Raw genomic sequence first — 15,132 nt, 5'->3', positions numbered from 1 at the left:
TGTTGTTATGAGTTGTTACTACCAAAGCGCGACGCTATAGCTGACCAGCAGGCGCATTTCATCCGCGTCACGGGCTGAATAGTTGGAACGATAAGTCGCGTTGCGCAGGCGCACCGACACATCCTTGAACGTGCCGCTTTGCACCACGTAGCGGATCTCGCTGTTGCGTTCCCACTCCTTGCCGGTCTCGCCGTTCTTGAGCTTGATGTTGTCACCCGAGAGGTAACGGCTCATGAAGCTCAGGCCGGGAATCCCCAGTTTGGCGAAGTCGTAGTCGTAACGCGCTTGCCAGGAGCGCTCTTCAGCGCCGGCGAAATCGTTGATCTGCACGAAGTTGACCAGGTACGGATCGCTGCCATCCACATACGGGAAGGCGCTGTCACCGGACATGTGCTGATAGCCGGCGCTGAGCTTATGGCCATTGAGCGCATAGCTGAACAGGCCGTTGAGGGATTGGTTGTCGATCTTGCCGCCACGGGCACTGCCGGTGTCATCGCTGATCGCCAGGCGCAGGTCGGTGGCGAAGGTCCCGGGGCCCATCGGGCGCGCAGCGACCAGGCCGAGGAAGTGCTGGCGGTAGACATCATCGAGCTGGGCGAAGTGGTAGCTGCCGGTGATCTTGTCGGCGAACTTGTAGTCGGCACCGCCAAAGTTGAAGTGCTTGCCGGTGGCGCCGCTGAGGAAGCGGCTGTTCTTGTTGTTGAGGGCGATGTCCTCGTAGTTGGTGTCGTCGCGGTCCTTGGCCTTGTCGAGCCGGCCTGCGGTGAACACCAGGTTCTTGAATTCCTTGGAGGTCAGCAGGCCGCCGTTGAAGGTCTGCGGCAGGATGCGCCCGTCGTTGGGCTTGAGGATCGGCAGTTCGGGAATCAGCGCCCCGATCTTCAACTCGGTGGCAGAGATTTTCACTTTGCCGGTCAGGCCCAGCTTGGAGTACTCGTTGGCGGCGCGGCCATCGTCATGGGTCGGCAGCAGGCCGGTGCCGGTGCGGTCGGGGCTGGAGTCGAGCTTGACCCCGAGCATGCCCAACGCATCCACGCCAAAGCCGACGGTGCCGTCGGTGTAGCCCGATTGCAGGTTGAGCATGAACCCCTGGGCCCATTCGTCGCGCTTGGATTGCTGCGCACTTGTGCCGTCGCGAAAGTCGCGGTTGAAGTACATGTTGCGGGTTTCCAGGGTCGCGCTGCTGTCTTCGAAGAAGGCAGCCTGGCTGAGCGGCGCAAAGCCGGCGAGGGCAGCGGCACTGGCAAGGGCGGTGTGGGTCAGGCGAGAAGAACGAACAGGCGGGCAAGCCTGGGGCTGTGTCGACAGCATCGTTGGGTACTCCGTTATTGTTCTTATTTTGGCGAAAACGCTTCGAGGCGTTTTTCGGGCGCTACGGATCAGGTAGCTCGATGGGCATGACCCACCGTGGCTGGATGCTAAAGGGCGAAGCTTTCACTAACCTTTCAGTTGTCTTTCAATGTTTTCGGGCTTCACAGGCCAGGCGGCGCCTGTAAACTGCCCCGCAAAGCGTGGCGTCGGCCATGCCCGAACGAGGTAGAAGTCCATGCGTGTCCTCCTGGTTGAAGACCATCTGCAGCTCGCTGAAAGCGTCGCCCAAGCGCTCAAGAGCACGGGTTTGACTGTCGATGTGTTGCACGATGGCGTGGCCGCGGACCTGGCCTTGAGCAGCGAGGAATACGCGGCGGCGATCCTCGACGTAGGCCTGCCGCGCATGGACGGATTCGAAGTGCTGGCGCGGTTGCGCGCCCGTGGAAAAAACCTGCCGGTGTTGATGTTGACCGCGCGCAGTGATGTGAAAGACCGCGTGCATGGCCTGAACCTCGGCGCCGACGACTACCTGGCCAAGCCGTTCGAACTGACGGAGCTGGAGGCGCGGGTCAAGGCGCTGCTGCGGCGCAGCGTGCTGGGCGGCGAGCGCCAGCAGGCGTGTGGTGTGCTGGTCTATGACCTCGACACGCGCCGCTTTACGGTCGGCGGCGAGCTGATGACCCTGACCTCCCGTGAGCAAGCGGTGCTTGAAGCACTGATCGCGCGACCGGGCAGGGTGATGAGCAAGGAGCAACTCGCTTCGCAGGTGTTCGGCCTGGACGAAGAGGCGAGCCCGGATGCCATCGAAATCTACGTGCACCGCCTGCGCAAGAAACTCGACGGCCAGCCCATCGCCATTGTGACCTTTCGCGGTCTCGGCTACCTGCTGGAAGCGCGCGATGCATAAGCCCAGCAGCCTGCGCTGGCGCCTGCTGTGGAACCTGGCGCTGTTGCTGGTGCTGCTGATGCTGGCCAGCGGCATGAGCGCTTACTGGAATGGCCGCGAGGCCGCCGATACCGCCTATGACCGCACCCTGTTGGCCTCGGCCCGCACCATCGCCGCGGGCCTGACCCAGGTGGACGGCACCCTCAGTGCCAATGTGCCTTACGTGGCCCTGGACACGTTCGCCTATGACAGCGCCGGGCGCATCTATTACCAGGTCAATGACATCGACCAAAAGCTGATCTCCGGCTACGAAAACCTGCCCGGCCCGCCGCCCGGCACGCCGCGCACCGATGATTACCCGGCACTGGCGCGCTTCTATGACGCCGTGTATCTGGGCCAGCCGGTGCGGGTGGTCAGCCTGCTCAAGGCGGTGTCCGAACCGAACATGAACGGCATGGCGGAAATCCGCGTGGCCGAAACCGATGAAGCGCGTGTGAGCATGGCCCGCAGCCTGATGGCCGACACCTTGCTGCGCCTGGGCATGCTCGCCATCGGCGCCTTGTTGCTGGTGTGGTTTGCCGTCAGTGCGGCACTGCGCCCGCTGGAGCGCCTACGCACGGCGGTGGAAGAGCGCCAGCCCGACGATTTGCGGCCGCTGCCATTGGTGGAGGTGCAACATGAGTTCGGCCCGCTGGTGCGTTCCCTCAACCACTTCACCGAGCGTCTGCGCGGCCAGTTCGAGCGCCAGGCGCAGTTCATTGCCGATGCGGCCCACGAACTGCGCACCCCGCTGGCGGCGCTCAAGGCACGGCTGGAGCTGGGGCTGCGCAGCGACGCCCCGGCGACCTGGCGCAGCACCCTGGAAACCGCGGCCCAGGGCACGGACCGCCTGACCCACCTGGCCAACCAATTGCTGTCCCTGGCGCGTATCGAGAACGGCGCGCGGGCGATTGCCGAAGGCGGCGCGCAGTTGCTCGACCTCAGCCAGCTCGCCCGTGAGCTGGGCATGGCCATGGCGCCGCTGGCGCATGCCCGCGGCGTGGCGCTGGCCTTGGAGGCCGGCGAGCCGGTGTGGCTGCGCGGCGAGCCGACCCTGCTCAACGAGTTGCTGAGTAACCTGGTGGACAACGCCCTGGCGCACACGCCGCCTGGCGGCAACGTGATCCTGCGGGTGACGGCGCCGGCGGTGCTGGAAGTGGAGGATGATGGCCCGGGCATCCCGCTGGATGAGCGCGACCGGGTGTTCGAGCGCTTCTATCGACGCAGCCAGCAGGGCATGGGTTCAGGCCTGGGGCTGGCGATCGTCGGCGAAATCTGCCGCGCGCATCTGGCGCAGATCAGCCTGCATGATGGCGAGCTGGCGGGGTTGAAGGTGCGCGTGAGTTTTATCGCCGGTTGATCAATAGAACATCGAGCGCGCTTCATCCAGTTCCGCGCGCAAGCTGTCACTGTAGGGGTCGACCCGCAGCTTCTTGATCGCCGGCAGGGTGGACACCGGTACGCTCGCCAACGGGTGATCGGTGCCGCGATGGCAATACAGCACGGCGATCTGCACCAGGTCGATGTAGTCGAGGCTGGCGGAGTCGCGCTCCAGGTTCAAATATTGTCCCGGCAACTTCGCCAGCATTTCCGGGAAGTCCCAGCCACCGAGCAGTTTGTCGCCGAGCAGTGGGTGGATGCTGTCGATCACGTGGTTGAGGCTGACCGGGTCCGAGAGCAGCTCGTAGTGGTCTTCGGCGTAGGTCAGGATCGGCAGCACGCCGATCTGGTGCACAAGGCCGCCGAGGGCTGCCTGGTCGGGCTTGAGCAGGCTGTGGCTGCGGCACAAGGCGTAACTCACGCCGGCCACTTCCAGGCTGCGGCGCCATACATCGCGCATCTTCTGTTCGACGGCTTCGGAGCGGGCGTGGAAGATCTGTTCCATCACCAGGCCGATGGCCAGGTTGCTGCTGTAGTTGGTGCCCAGCCGCGTGATGGCGGTGTGCAGGTCGGTGACTTCCTGGGTCGCGCGCAACAGCGGGCTGTTCACCACTTTGATCAGGCGCGCCGACAGCGCGGTGTCACGACCGATTACCTTGCTCAAGTGGCTGATGCTGATGTCCGGGTCTTCGGCGGCCTGACGGATGTTCAGGGCGACTTCCGGCAATGTCGGCAGAACCAGGTCATCGTTGTCGATGGCCGTCACCAACGCCTGTTGGACTTTTTCCGCCAGCTTGTTCATTCATGATCTCTAGGGTGTTGCAAAAAGGTACGGCGACTAACGCTGGATCTCTCGATCACGGTCGAGTTGGTAAGGCAGGTCGAGCAGCTGTAAACCGGGGCCTTCCAGGGTGCCAAGATGCACATCGCCACTATCGGCTGCTTCGGCTTGCAACACGGCCAGAAGTTCAATCACCTGGTCCGCTTTTGCCGCAATCACCACCTCGCCAATGGCGCTGTTGTGGCTGGGGGAAAACAGCGGGGTGCCTGGCTCGGGCATTTGCGCCGCATTGAGGCTCAAGCGGTACAGGCGGCGCTTGAGTTTGCCCAGGTACTGCATGCGCGCGACGATTTCCTGGCCGGTGTAACAGCCTTTCTTGAAGCTGACGCCGCCCACGGCTTGCAGGTTGAGCATCTGCGGGATGAACAGCTCGCGGGTCTGGGGCATGACCTGGCCGATCCCGGCGCGGACCTGGCCCAGCAGCCATTCATTCAAGTCTGCTTGTTTCAATTGCGTGGCCAATTGGCTGCGCACGGCATCGGCATGCTCGGCGGGGACCCAGAGTTCACTGCGGCCGGGCGACACGCGAATGGCGATCAAGTGGTCGGTGCGGGCAACACTGTCGGTGTCGGCCGGCAGTTCCAGACCCAGGCTGGCGAGGACCTGATCGGCTTCGGCCAGGCCGAAACGCACCCAGGCGGCGCTTTCGTCGGTGAGCTTGGATTTGGAGAACACGGCGTATTTCTTCAGGTCCGCCAACTGCGGTTCCAGCAACTCGGTGGCCATCGCCAGCAGTACGCCGTCACCTTGCAACACAATGCGAAAACTCGATTGCATCCGGCCTTTTTGCGTACAGCGCGCGCCGAGACTGGCCTGCGTGTCGCTCAGGTAATTGAGGTTGCAGGTCAGTTGGCCCTGCAGGAATTTGGCAGCGTCGGAACCACGGACGGCGAGAACACCTTCGTGGGACAGGGGGCAGAAGAAAGCAGAGTCAGCCATGGGTCATCGCAGGTCAAAAAGTCATGGGTGCATCATAGAGGGGCGCCCGGCAAATGGATAGTTTCCGTATGGGGCGACCAAAGCCGACTGTTCCGGTGCCGTTCGGCCTGTATACTCGCGCTCTATTTGAGGAGCGCTCCATGGTCGAAGATGTAGAACTCAATCGCCTCTACTGGCACAGCCGTCGCGGCATGCTTGAACTGGACGTGTTGCTGGTGCCATTCGTCAGAGAGGTCTATTCAACCCTTAATGAGGTGGACCGCAATGTCTATGTCCGCCTGCTGGAGTGCGAAGACCAGGACATGTTCGGCTGGTTCATGGAACGTGCAGAGTCGGAAGACCCGGAGCTGCAGCGCATGGTCCGCATGATTCTGGACCGTGTACAACCCAAGTAATCGTTTTGAATGCCGCTGGCAGGCCTCGCGGCTCTTGCTGGCGGCGTATCTTCTTGCCCAGGCGTTCGCACTGGGTGCCCTGTTGGTGGTGGATCTACCGTTCGCCAGTCTGGGCATGCTGGTGTGCCTGGCTCACGCCGCCTGGGTTTTACCGCGCCATATCCTGTTGACTCACCGTTCGTCGATTCGTGGCCTGCGCCGCGACGAAGACGGCTGGCAGTTATTCAGCGACGAGCTGGGCTGGCACAGCGTGCAATTGCGTCCCGACAGCCTGGCGTTGCCGCTGATCGTGGTGCTGCGCTATCGGCTGAAGGGCCGATGGCGCGTGCGTTCACTCTGCGTGCCGAGGGATTCGCAGGCCGCCGATGTACACCGGCACCTGCGGGTTCGCCTGAAGTTCAGCCGGCGTAGGTGGTTGGCACCAGAATAGTGTCGCGCGCCTCGGGCAGCATCTGCGGGTAGTCGAGGGTGTAATGCAGGCCCCGGCTCTCCTTGCGCTCCATGGCCGAGCGGATCATCAGCTCCGCCACCTGGGCCAGGTTGCGCAATTCGATCAGGTCACGGCTGACCTTATAGTTGCTGTAGAACTCATCAATCTCATCCAGCAGCAACCGCACCCGGTGCTGAGCGCGTGCCAGGCGTTTGTTGGTGCGCACGATCCCCACGTAGTCCCACATGAAGCGCCGCAGCTCGTCCCAGTTGTGAGCAATGATCACGTCTTCGTCCGAATCGGTGACCTGGCTGGCGTCCCAGCGGGGCAGGGCGGCCGGCACCGGGATACGCGGCAGCTGTTCGAGAATGTCAGCCGCCGCCGAGCGGGCGTAGACGAAGCATTCGAGCAGCGAGTTGCTGGCCATGCGGTTGGCGCCGTGCAGGCCGGTGAAGCTGGTTTCGCCAATCGCATACAGCCCGGGCACGTCCGTACGGCCTTGCTGGTCGACCATCACGCCGCCGCAGGTGTAGTGCGCGGCGGGTACCACCGGGATCGGGCCTTTGGTGATGTCGATATTGAAGGCCAGGCAGCGCTCGTAGACAGTGGGAAAGTGCGTCTTGATGAAAGCTTCGGGCTTGTGGCTGATGTCCAGGTAGACGCAGTCGATGCCCAGGCGCTTCATCTCGTGGTCGATGGCGCGGGCGACGATATCGCGCGGGGCCAACTCGGCGCGCGGGTCGAAGCGCTGCATGAAACGTTCGCCGTTCGGCAGTTTCAAGTGTGCACCTTCGCCACGCAGGGCCTCGGTGATCAGGAAACTCTTGGCCTGGGGGTGATACAGGCAGGTGGGGTGGAACTGGTTGAATTCCAGGTTGGCCACCCGGCAGCCCGAACGCCAGGCCATGGCGATGCCGTCGCCACAGGCGCCGTCGGGGTTGCTGGTATAGAGGTAGACCTTGGCTGCACCGCCGGACGCCAGGATCGTGAAGCGCGCACCATAGGTGTCGACTTCGCCGCTGGCGCGGTTGAGCACGTAGGCGCCGAGGCAGCGTTCGCCCGCCAGGCCCAGGCGCTTTTCGGTGATCAGGTCGACGGCGACGCGTTGCTCCAGCAATTCGATGTTGGGGCGTTGGCGCGCCTGTTCGAGCAAGGTCTTGAAGATGGCCGCGCCGGTTGCATCGGCGGCGTGGATGATGCGGCGATGGCTGTGGCCGCCTTCACGGGTCAAGTGGAACTCGAAGCCGCCGTCGTCAGTGCCTGCGTGCTCGTCACGGGTGAAGGGCACGCCTTGGTCGATCAACCACTGGATCGCCTCGCGGCTGTGCTCGACGGTGAAGCGCACTGCGTCCTCGTTGCACAGGCCGCCGCCGGCGTTGAGGGTGTCTTCGACGTGGGACTGCACCGTATCGGTGTCGTCCAGCACGGCGGCGACACCGCCCTGGGCCCAGAAAGTCGAACCGTTGGCCAGGTCGCCTTTGCTCAGTACGGCAATTCGCAGGTGGCGGGGGAGGGTCAGCGCAAGGCTCAAGCCGGCCGCGCCGCTACCGATCACCAGCACATCGTGTTGAAACTGTTGGCTCATTTGAAGGATTCCGCAAAAAGCGATCCACAGGGTTGGCGCAAACAGGACGCCCGGATCGGCGAATCAAAGGGTCACACGGGCCACTAGTATATAGAGGGGGGGAGCGGCACAATAGCCGGGCATTCGTGGCAATGTGAGATTACGGTGCGCGGCTCGGGTTAAAATCGGCTGGTTATTGAGATGGGAACTTTTTGCATAAGCCCCGACTCAATAGCAGGTTGCCCGAAAGCTGGGAAAACGTTGAGTTTATTGGCCCGTCGGGAGCATTGGACGCGTCAGAAAACCGACGACAAGATTATTCGCGCAGTCGGCATTGCCCGTGCTGCGTTTTTCGTGTGTGCCAAATCAGTGCATGCCGGAAACTTGCTTGGAGGGGGAGAACTTTTGCGAAAAGTCCGAGTCTATGTTTGCAAGCCTGATCGTTTAGTTATGCAAGCCTCCTTCAAGTACAACGAGGAGTGTTCATGCTAACCCAGGAAGAGGATCAGCAGCTGGTCGAGCGCGTTCAACGCGGCGACAAGCGAGCTTTTGATCTGCTAGTGCTGAAATACCAGCACAAAATTCTCGGGTTGATCGTGCGGTTTGTGCACGACACCCATGAAGCGCAGGACGTTGCACAGGAAGCCTTTATCAAGGCGTACCGTGCACTTGGCAATTTTCGCGGTGATAGTGCGTTTTACACGTGGCTATATCGCATCGCCATCAACACGGCGAAGAACTATCTGGTGTCTCGCGGGCGCCGCCCACCGGATAGTGATGTAAGTTCAGAAGATGCAGAATTTTACGATGGTGACCACGGCCTCAAAGATCTCGAGTCGCCGGAGCGTGCATTGCTGCGCGACGAGATCGAAGGAACCGTTCATCGCACAATTCAGCAACTGCCAGAAGATTTACGTACGGCGTTAACTTTACGTGAATTCGATGGTCTGAGTTACGAAGACATTGCGAGCGTCATGCAGTGTCCGGTGGGGACTGTAAGGTCACGGATTTTCCGGGCCCGGGAAGCCATCGATAAAGCCTTGCAACCGTTGTTGCAGGAAAACTAAAGACAGCGGCGACAGCCAAGAGAGGAACCGCCATGAGTCGTGATGCCCTGCAGGAATCGCTGTCCGCAGTGATGGATAACGAAGCGGATGAACTGGAACTTCGTCGAGTGCTCAACGCATTTGATGATGCCGAAACCCGTGATACCTGGTCTCGTTACCAAGTCGCTCGGGCGGTGATGCACAAGGATCTTCTAATCCCTCGTCTGGATATTGCTGCGGCCGTTTCTGCCGCGCTGGCTGATGAAGCCGTTCCGGCAAAAGCTGCTCGTGGTCCTTGGCGTAGCCTGGGTCGCCTGGCAGTTGCTGCCTCGGTGACTGTTGCCGTGTTGGCCGGTGTTCGCCTGTACAACCAGGACGAAATCGCCGGTGCCGAACTGGCCCAGCAGACTCAGCAACCGGTCATGGCCGGTCCGCAAGTCAAAGGCCCAGCGGTATTGGCCGGCTACAAGGAAAGCTCTGACACCACCGGCCCTATGGCCAACGGTGTATTGCAAGGGCAATCCGGCTGGCAGGACCAGCGTCTTCCAGGCTACCTGCGCCAACACGCACAGGAATCGGCCTTGAAAGGCACTGAAAGCGCTCTGCCATATGCACGTGCTGCAAGCCTGGAAAACCGCTAAACCGTCAAGGAGCCCTATGCGCGCCATACCGCTCCTTACGCTTTTGCTCTGTGGTTGGTTTGCACTCCCCGCCCATGCCGATGAAGCCCAAGACTGGCTGACTCGACTTGGGCGTGCAGAGCAGCAGCAAAGCTTTAAAGGTACGTTTGTCTACGAACGTAACGGCAGTTTTTCCACCCATGACATCTGGCATCGCGTCCAGGATGGTCAGGTCCGTGAGCGGCTCTTGCAGCTCGATGGCTCTGCCCAGGAAGTCGTGCGGCTGGACGGCCGTACTCAATGTGTCAGCGGCACCCTGGTCGCAGGCCTTGGCAATTCGCGTGATGCACCTTCACGCGCGCTGGATCCGCAAAAACTCGATCAATTCTACGAACTGGCCGTCATCGGCAAATCGCGCGTGGCCGGTCGGAATGCGGTAATCGTTTCGATAACGCCGCGTGATCAGTACCGTTATGGCTTTGAGCTGCACCTGGACCGTGAAACCGCGCTGCCGCTCAAGTCTTTGCTGCTCAATGATCAGGGCCAATTGCTGGAGCGTTTCCAGTTCACGCGCTTGGATACTTCCCTGCCCGACGATCACGACCTGCAGCCCGGCAGCGACTGCACGCCGGTCAGCGTCGCCAAGACTCAGGCACCGCAAGCCCAGTCTGTCGAGGCGTGGCACCTGGAGTGGTTGCCGCCGGGGTTTCAGCTGAGCAACAGCAGTGTCCGTAAAGACACACAAACCAAGGCAACCGTCGAAAGCCTGATGTATGAAGATGGCCTGGCGCGGTTCTCGGTGTTTCTTGAGCCCATCAGCGACGTAAGCGTCACCGAAACCCGCACCCAGTTGGGCCCGACGGTAGCCGTGTCCCGTCGCCTGAATACGGTGGACGGCGAAATGATGGTGACGGTTGTGGGCGAGATTCCTATCGGTACGGCCGAACGTATCGCGCTGTCAGTGCGCGGTGAAAAAAAGCCAGTCACCCAGCCGTGAGCCGTTAATCCTATGTTCATCCTGACCTTTCACTGTGTATCCACGCCAGGTTGGCTGCCGAGAGCATGAAATGTCCGGATCAGCATTTTCACTTGCAAAAATCTCTCATGTTTTTTATAGGTCAGGGCTTGTCGGCTCTGGCCTTGTTTTGTTCGCGGAACAAAGATGTCGGTCGCAGTTTTCGGCGTTTCTTGAACCCTGTCGCTCAACCCTGCTCGTCGTAACGGGAGCTGTATGTCGATACCACGTTTGAAGTCTTACCTATCCATAGTCGCCACGGTGTTGGTGCTGGGTCAGGCCTTGCCTGCGCAAGCGGCCGAGTTGCCTGACTTTACCCAATTGGTTGAGCAAGCCTCGCCTGCCGTGGTGAACATCAGTACCACGCAGAAGCTGCCGGATCGCAAAGTCTCCAACCAGCAGATGCCTGACCTCGAAGGCCTGCCGCCGATGCTGCGCGAGTTCTTCGAGCGCGGCATGCCGCAGCCACGCACGCCCCGTGGCGGCGGTGGCCAGCGTGAAGCGCAATCCCTGGGGTCGGGCTTCATCATCTCGCCGGATGGCTACATCCTCACCAACAACCACGTGATTGCCGACGCCGACGAGATTCTTGTGCGCCTGGCCGATCGCAGTGAGCTCAAAGCCAAGCTGGTGGGAACTGACCCACGTTCCGATGTGGCGTTGTTGAAGATTGATGGCAAGGACTTGCCTGTGCTGAAGCTGGGTAAATCCCAGGACCTTAAAGCCGGTCAGTGGGTGGTCGCCATCGGTTCGCCGTTCGGTTTTGACCACACCGTGACCCAAGGTATCGTCAGCGCCATTGGCCGCAGCCTGCCCAACGAAAACTACGTGCCGTTCATCCAGACCGACGTGCCGATCAATCCGGGTAACTCCGGTGGCCCGCTGTTCAACCTGGCGGGCGAAGTGGTGGGGATCAACTCGCAGATCTACACCCGTTCCGGTGGCTTCATGGGCGTGTCCTTCGCTATCCCGATCGACGTGGCAATGGATGTTTCCAATCAGCTGAAAAGCGGTGGCAAGGTCAGCCGTGGCTGGTTGGGCGTAGTGATCCAGGAAGTGAACAAGGACCTGGCTGAATCCTTCGGCCTCGACAAGCCGGCCGGTGCCCTGGTCGCGCAGATCCAGGACGACGGCCCGGCTGCCAAGGGTGGCCTGCAGGTTGGCGACGTGATCCTGAGCATGAACGGCCAGCCGATCATCATGTCGGCTGATCTTCCACACCTGGTAGGTGCACTCAAGGCCGGCAGCAAGGCCAAGCTGGAAGTGATTCGTGAAGGCAAGCGCCAGACAGTTGAGTTGACCGTTGGCGCCATCCCTGAAGAAGGTGCGACCCTGGATGCCCTGGGTAACACCAAGCCGGGTGCCGAGCGCAGCAGTAACCGCCTGGGTATTGCCGTGGCTGAGCTGACCGATGAGCAGAAGAAATCCTTCGACCTCAAGAGCGGCGTAGTCATCAAGGAAGTGCAGGATGGTCCGGCAGCCTTGATCGGCCTGCAGCCAGGCGATGTGATCACTCACCTGAATAATCAGGCGATTGACTCTACCAAGCAGTTCACCGACATCGCCAAGGCGCTGCCGAAGAATCGCTCGGTGTCGATGCGCGTGCTGCGTCAGGGCCGTGCCAGCTTCATTACCTTCAAGCTGGCCGAGTAGCCGCCAGCTCAATAAAAAGCCCCGCCTTCGGATGACGAAGGCGGGGCTTTTTTGTGGGCGATGGGTTTAGCTCATCATTCCCTTGACCAGGCGTTCCTGCTCGATCAGCTCACGCTGGCGCGCATCGATGCGTGACGACAGTGGGAAATTGTTGCCGGCGCGACGCTTGGCAAAGTCCAATTGCTGAATGGCCTGCTGGAAATCGCCCACCAGGGCAAAGTATTCGGCACGCGCCTGGTGCAGGCCGATGATATTGCCGGACAGGCCGCGCGTCTCGGCAACCTGATACCAGACATCCGGATCGTCCGGACGAGACTTGAGCAATGCGTCGAGGGCCTTTTCTGCATCGGCGGTGCGGTTCTGCTTGAGCAGCAGATCCACTCTCACCTGATTCAACGGATAGTTGCCCGGATACTGGGTCAACATCTTATCGGTGCGCTGCTGCGCATCCGGCAGGTGGTTGTTGTCGATGTCCAACTGGATCTGGGCCAGGTTGTAGGTGATGTCAGTGGGCGCCTTGGCCAGCAGCTGCGCGAGGTTTTCCCGCGCCTCCTTGAACTGCGAGCCTTTGATCTGGGCAATGGCCAAGCCATAGCGCGCCACGTCGTTTTTAGGGTTCTCATCCAGCTGTGCCTGGAAGCGCTTGGCAGCGAGCCCGGACGTATCTTCGTATTGCAGCTGCACGCGGGCGCGAATCAGCTGATAACGCAGGCTGTCTTCCTTGCCGCCGGGCTTGGCTTGCTCGGCGCGGTTGCGGGTGTCGGCGATCCGCGATTCGGTGACCGGGTGCGTCAGCAGGAATTCAGGCGGCTTGGCATCGAAACGGTACTGGCGCATCAGGCGTTCGAACATGGTCGGCATGGAACGCGGGTCGTAACCGGCTTTTTCCAGGTTGAGAATACCGATGCGGTCTGCCTCTTGTTCGTTCTGGCGCGAGAAGCGCCGTTGTTCCTGGATCGCAGCGGCCTGGGTACCGGCAATTGCGGCAATCCCCGCATCACCTGCGCCGGCAGCGGCGGCGATGATGCCGCCCAGCAGGGCCGCCATCATCGGGATCTGCATGCGCTGTTGCGCCTCAACGCCACGAGCAAAGTGGCGTTGGGACAAGTGCGCCAATTCGTGTGCGAGCACCGAGGCGTATTCGCCCTCGGTCTGGGCATTGAGAAACAGGCCGCCGTTGACCCCGACAATCCCGCCGGGTGCGGCAAAGGCGTTCAATTGCGGGCTGTTGATCAGGATGAACTCCAGGCGCCGGTCATTCACCTGGCTGGTCTCTACCAGCTTGTACACGCTGGTTTCGACATAATCCTTGAGTTGCGGATCATTAAGCTGTGAGACCTGGCCGCGCAGGTAGGCCAACCAGGCGCGCCCCAGTTGGTATTCCTGTTGTGGCGAGACAATGGCAGAACTGGCGTCGCCAAGTGACGGCAGGTCATCGGCGAAGCCCGGGGAGGCCAGCAGGCAAGCCAGCGTCAGCAGGGTAGGGCGCAAAAAAGTCATGCACAGAGCCTTTCGACAAAGAGCTTACTGTAGCCGGACACTGAGCTTCGGACCAGATATTCTAAGCAGCCCGAATGCGTGCCTGGAGTAAAACCATGACCGACGCTGTAGCCTTTGATGCCGAACTCGATGCCAGTGGCCTCAATTGCCCGTTGCCCTTGCTCAAGGCCAAGCTGGAGCTCAATCGATTGGCCAGTGGTGCAGTGCTCAAGGTCATCGCCACCGACGCGGGCTCCCAGCGTGATTTCCGTACCTTTGCCAAGTTGGCGGGCCATACCCTGCTACATGAAGAAGACGCCGCCGGTGTGTACCGTTACTGGTTGCGCAAGGCCTGAACCGTTCGCCCCCACCACCCGAGGTTGATTGATGTTCAAAGTGTTACGAGACTGGATCCAGCGCTACTTCTCCGACGAAGAAGCGGTGGTGCTGGCGGTCCTGCTTTTCCTGGCCTTTACGGCCGTACTGACCTTGGGCGGCATGCTCGCGCCGGTACTGGCGGGGATGGTGCTGGCTTACCTGATGCAGGGCCTGGTCACCACCCTGGAGCGCCTGCGACTGCCGGGCGGCGCTGCCGTGGGCCTGGTATTCGCCTTGTTCATGGGCTTGCTCGTGGTGTTTATCGTGGTGGTTCTGCCGTTGCTGTGGCACCAACTGATTACCCTGTTCAACGAACTGCCGGGCATGCTCGCCAAGTGGCAATCACTGTTGCTGCTGCTGCCGGAGCGTTACCCGCACCTGGTCTCGGATGAGCAGGTGTTGCAGGCCATCGAAGCGGCGCGCGGAGAGATCGGAAAATTCGGGCAATGGGCGCTGACCTTTTCCCTGTCCAGCCTGCCGTTGCTGGTCAACATCATGATCTACCTGGTACTGGTGCCGATCCTGGTGTTTTTCTTCCTCAAGGACCGCGCGATGATCGGTCGTTGGGTGAGCGGCTACCTGCCGCGCGAGCGGGCGCTGATCACGCGGGTGGCCGAAGAGATGAACCGCCAGATCGCCAATTACATCCGTGGCAAGGTCATCGAGATCATTATCTGTGGCGGCGTGACTTACATCGCCTTTATCGCCCTGGACCTGAACTACGCGGCATTGCTGGCGTTGCTGGTAGGGGTGTCGGTGGTCGTGCCGTACGTCGGTGCGGTGGTGGTGACGGTGCCGGTGATGTTGATCGCCTTGTTCCAGTGGGGCTGGAGCGACCAGTTCATCTACCTGATGGCGGTGTACGGCATTATCCAGACCCTGGATGGCAACGTGCTGGTGCCGCTGCTGTTCTCGGAGGCGGTCAACCTGCACCCGGTGGCGATCATTTGCGCAGTGCTGTTGTTCGGCGGGCTGTGGGGGTTCTGGGGCGTGTTCTTTGCCATTCCGCTGGCGACGCTGTTCAAGGCGGTGCTGGATGCGTGGCCGCGGCAGGAGCCGGTGGTGGCGCCGCTGCTTTAGAACGTGGCGGGGGATTGAATACGCCATCGCCGGCAAGCCGGCTCCTACAGGGAAATGCGTTACCACTATAGGAGCC

General features: G+C 61.2%; 15 protein-coding genes. 10 read left to right on the top strand and 5 right to left on the bottom strand.

Going from position 1 to position 15,132, the window contains the following annotated elements; genetic code table 11:
• Window positions 1-18: 18 nt before the first annotated feature.
• Entirely contained in the window at window positions 19-1,311 is a 1,293-nt protein-coding gene (locus QMX97_RS24565; protein ID WP_065899410.1) for an OprD family porin, read from the bottom strand.
• Between the two features lie 235 nt (window positions 1,312-1,546).
• Between QMX97_RS24565 and QMX97_RS24560 the strand changes: the two genes are divergently transcribed.
• Both QMX97_RS24560 and QMX97_RS24555 read left to right on the top strand, forming a co-directional pair.
• The gene (locus QMX97_RS24560; RefSeq protein ID WP_010212220.1) at window positions 1,547-2,218 is read left to right on the top strand and encodes a response regulator; all 672 of its coding nucleotides are present in this window, start codon (window positions 1,547-1,549) and stop codon (window positions 2,216-2,218) included.
• A complete protein-coding gene (locus tag QMX97_RS24555) occupies window positions 2,211-3,596 on the top strand; it encodes a sensor histidine kinase (RefSeq protein WP_282397768.1) in 1,386 nt (461 codons plus the stop codon). The genes QMX97_RS24560 and QMX97_RS24555 overlap by 8 nt, the downstream gene beginning before the upstream one ends.
• Here QMX97_RS24555 and QMX97_RS24550 read toward each other — a convergent pair whose 3' ends face one another.
• Together QMX97_RS24550 and QMX97_RS24545 are read right to left on the bottom strand one after the other, a co-directional pair.
• On the bottom strand, window positions 3,597-4,418 hold the full coding sequence (locus QMX97_RS24550) for an HDOD domain-containing protein (RefSeq protein WP_065899408.1): 822 nt from the start codon (window positions 4,416-4,418) through the stop codon (window positions 3,597-3,599).
• A gap of 36 nt (window positions 4,419-4,454) precedes the next feature.
• Window positions 4,455-5,396 carry a folate-binding protein YgfZ gene (locus QMX97_RS24545; RefSeq protein ID WP_120447841.1) on the bottom strand — a complete coding sequence of 314 codons (942 nt, stop codon included), beginning with the start codon at window positions 5,394-5,396 and terminating at the stop codon, window positions 4,455-4,457.
• 140 nt (window positions 5,397-5,536) lie between these two features.
• Between QMX97_RS24545 and QMX97_RS24540 the strand changes: the two genes are divergently transcribed.
• A complete protein-coding gene (locus tag QMX97_RS24540) occupies window positions 5,537-5,791 on the top strand; it encodes a succinate dehydrogenase assembly factor 2 (RefSeq protein WP_010563680.1) in 255 nt (84 codons plus the stop codon).
• A complete protein-coding gene (locus QMX97_RS24535) occupies window positions 5,775-6,221 on the top strand; it encodes a protein YgfX (RefSeq protein WP_282397767.1) in 447 nt (148 codons plus the stop codon). The genes QMX97_RS24540 and QMX97_RS24535 overlap by 17 nt, the downstream gene beginning before the upstream one ends.
• On the opposite strand, the gene nadB is transcribed toward QMX97_RS24535, so the two are convergent.
• Window positions 6,190-7,806, bottom strand: a complete 1,617-nt coding sequence (gene nadB / locus QMX97_RS24530) for an L-aspartate oxidase (protein ID WP_065899405.1) — start codon at window positions 7,804-7,806, stop codon at window positions 6,190-6,192. The two genes, QMX97_RS24535 and nadB, sit on opposite strands and share 32 nt — an antisense overlap.
• 464 nt (window positions 7,807-8,270) lie before the next feature.
• Between nadB and rpoE the strand changes: the two genes are divergently transcribed.
• The 4 genes from rpoE to QMX97_RS24510 all read left to right on the top strand — a co-directional run bounded on the left by rpoE (window position 8,271) and on the right by QMX97_RS24510 (window position 12,119).
• Window positions 8,271-8,852, top strand: a complete 582-nt coding sequence (gene rpoE / locus QMX97_RS24525) for an RNA polymerase sigma factor RpoE (protein WP_003172477.1) — start codon at window positions 8,271-8,273, stop codon at window positions 8,850-8,852.
• A 32-nt stretch (window positions 8,853-8,884) separates the two neighbouring features.
• Complete coding sequence (locus tag QMX97_RS24520; RefSeq protein WP_003172479.1) at window positions 8,885-9,472, top strand: RseA family anti-sigma factor; 588 nt, start codon at window positions 8,885-8,887, stop codon at window positions 9,470-9,472.
• A gap of 16 nt (window positions 9,473-9,488) precedes the next feature.
• Window positions 9,489-10,448: a MucB/RseB C-terminal domain-containing protein gene (locus QMX97_RS24515; RefSeq protein WP_282397773.1), complete on the top strand. Its 960-nt coding sequence runs from the start codon at window positions 9,489-9,491 to the stop codon at window positions 10,446-10,448.
• Window positions 10,449-10,682: 234 nt separating this feature from the next.
• Window positions 10,683-12,119: a DegQ family serine endoprotease gene (locus QMX97_RS24510; RefSeq protein ID WP_065899403.1), complete on the top strand. Its 1,437-nt coding sequence runs from the start codon at window positions 10,683-10,685 to the stop codon at window positions 12,117-12,119.
• A 66-nt stretch (window positions 12,120-12,185) separates the two neighbouring features.
• On the opposite strand, the gene QMX97_RS24505 is transcribed toward QMX97_RS24510, so the two are convergent.
• Window positions 12,186-13,619: a M48 family metalloprotease gene (locus QMX97_RS24505; protein WP_065899402.1), complete on the bottom strand. Its 1,434-nt coding sequence runs from the start codon at window positions 13,617-13,619 to the stop codon at window positions 12,186-12,188.
• Window positions 13,620-13,714: 95 nt separating this feature from the next.
• Between QMX97_RS24505 and QMX97_RS24500 the strand changes: the two genes are divergently transcribed.
• Window positions 13,715-13,954: a sulfurtransferase TusA family protein gene (locus QMX97_RS24500; RefSeq protein ID WP_010212198.1), complete on the top strand. Its 240-nt coding sequence runs from the start codon at window positions 13,715-13,717 to the stop codon at window positions 13,952-13,954.
• 31 nt (window positions 13,955-13,985) lie between these two features.
• Entirely contained in the window at window positions 13,986-15,056 is a 1,071-nt protein-coding gene (locus tag QMX97_RS24495) for an AI-2E family transporter (RefSeq protein WP_065899401.1), read from the top strand.
• The last annotated feature ends 76 nt before the right edge of the window (window positions 15,057-15,132 follow it).

Source organism: Pseudomonas sp. PS01298 (assembly GCF_029959745.1).
In the GTDB taxonomy this organism is placed as follows: Bacteria; Pseudomonadota; Gammaproteobacteria; order Pseudomonadales; family Pseudomonadaceae; genus Aquipseudomonas; species Aquipseudomonas aylmerensis.
This window is presented reverse-complemented; position numbering and strand designations above follow the sequence as displayed.

What these genes read in the sequence shown, in the direction of transcription:
- rpoE (WP_003172477.1), top strand. Translation starts at nt 8,271, where the DNA reads ATGCTAACCCAGGAAGAGGATCAGCAGCTGGTCGAGCGCGTTCAACGC.
- QMX97_RS24510 (WP_065899403.1), top strand. Translation starts at nt 10,683, where the DNA reads ATGTCGATACCACGTTTGAAGTCTTACCTATCCATAGTCGCCACGGTG.
- QMX97_RS24520 (WP_003172479.1), top strand. Translation starts at nt 8,885, where the DNA reads ATGAGTCGTGATGCCCTGCAGGAATCGCTGTCCGCAGTGATGGATAAC.
- QMX97_RS24515 (WP_282397773.1), top strand. Translation starts at nt 9,489, where the DNA reads ATGCGCGCCATACCGCTCCTTACGCTTTTGCTCTGTGGTTGGTTTGCA.
- QMX97_RS24565 (WP_065899410.1), bottom strand. Translation starts at nt 1,311, where the DNA reads ATGCTGTCGACACAGCCCCAGGCTTGCCCGCCTGTTCGTTCTTCTCGC.
- QMX97_RS24545 (WP_120447841.1), bottom strand. Translation starts at nt 5,396, where the DNA reads ATGGCTGACTCTGCTTTCTTCTGCCCCCTGTCCCACGAAGGTGTTCTC.
- QMX97_RS24505 (WP_065899402.1), bottom strand. Translation starts at nt 13,619, where the DNA reads ATGACTTTTTTGCGCCCTACCCTGCTGACGCTGGCTTGCCTGCTGGCC.
- QMX97_RS24555 (WP_282397768.1), top strand. Translation starts at nt 2,211, where the DNA reads ATGCATAAGCCCAGCAGCCTGCGCTGGCGCCTGCTGTGGAACCTGGCG.
- QMX97_RS24495 (WP_065899401.1), top strand. Translation starts at nt 13,986, where the DNA reads ATGTTCAAAGTGTTACGAGACTGGATCCAGCGCTACTTCTCCGACGAA.
- QMX97_RS24550 (WP_065899408.1), bottom strand. Translation starts at nt 4,418, where the DNA reads ATGAACAAGCTGGCGGAAAAAGTCCAACAGGCGTTGGTGACGGCCATC.
- QMX97_RS24560 (WP_010212220.1), top strand. Translation starts at nt 1,547, where the DNA reads ATGCGTGTCCTCCTGGTTGAAGACCATCTGCAGCTCGCTGAAAGCGTC.
- QMX97_RS24500 (WP_010212198.1), top strand. Translation starts at nt 13,715, where the DNA reads ATGACCGACGCTGTAGCCTTTGATGCCGAACTCGATGCCAGTGGCCTC.
- QMX97_RS24540 (WP_010563680.1), top strand. Translation starts at nt 5,537, where the DNA reads ATGGTCGAAGATGTAGAACTCAATCGCCTCTACTGGCACAGCCGTCGC.
- nadB (WP_065899405.1), bottom strand. Translation starts at nt 7,806, where the DNA reads ATGAGCCAACAGTTTCAACACGATGTGCTGGTGATCGGTAGCGGCGCG.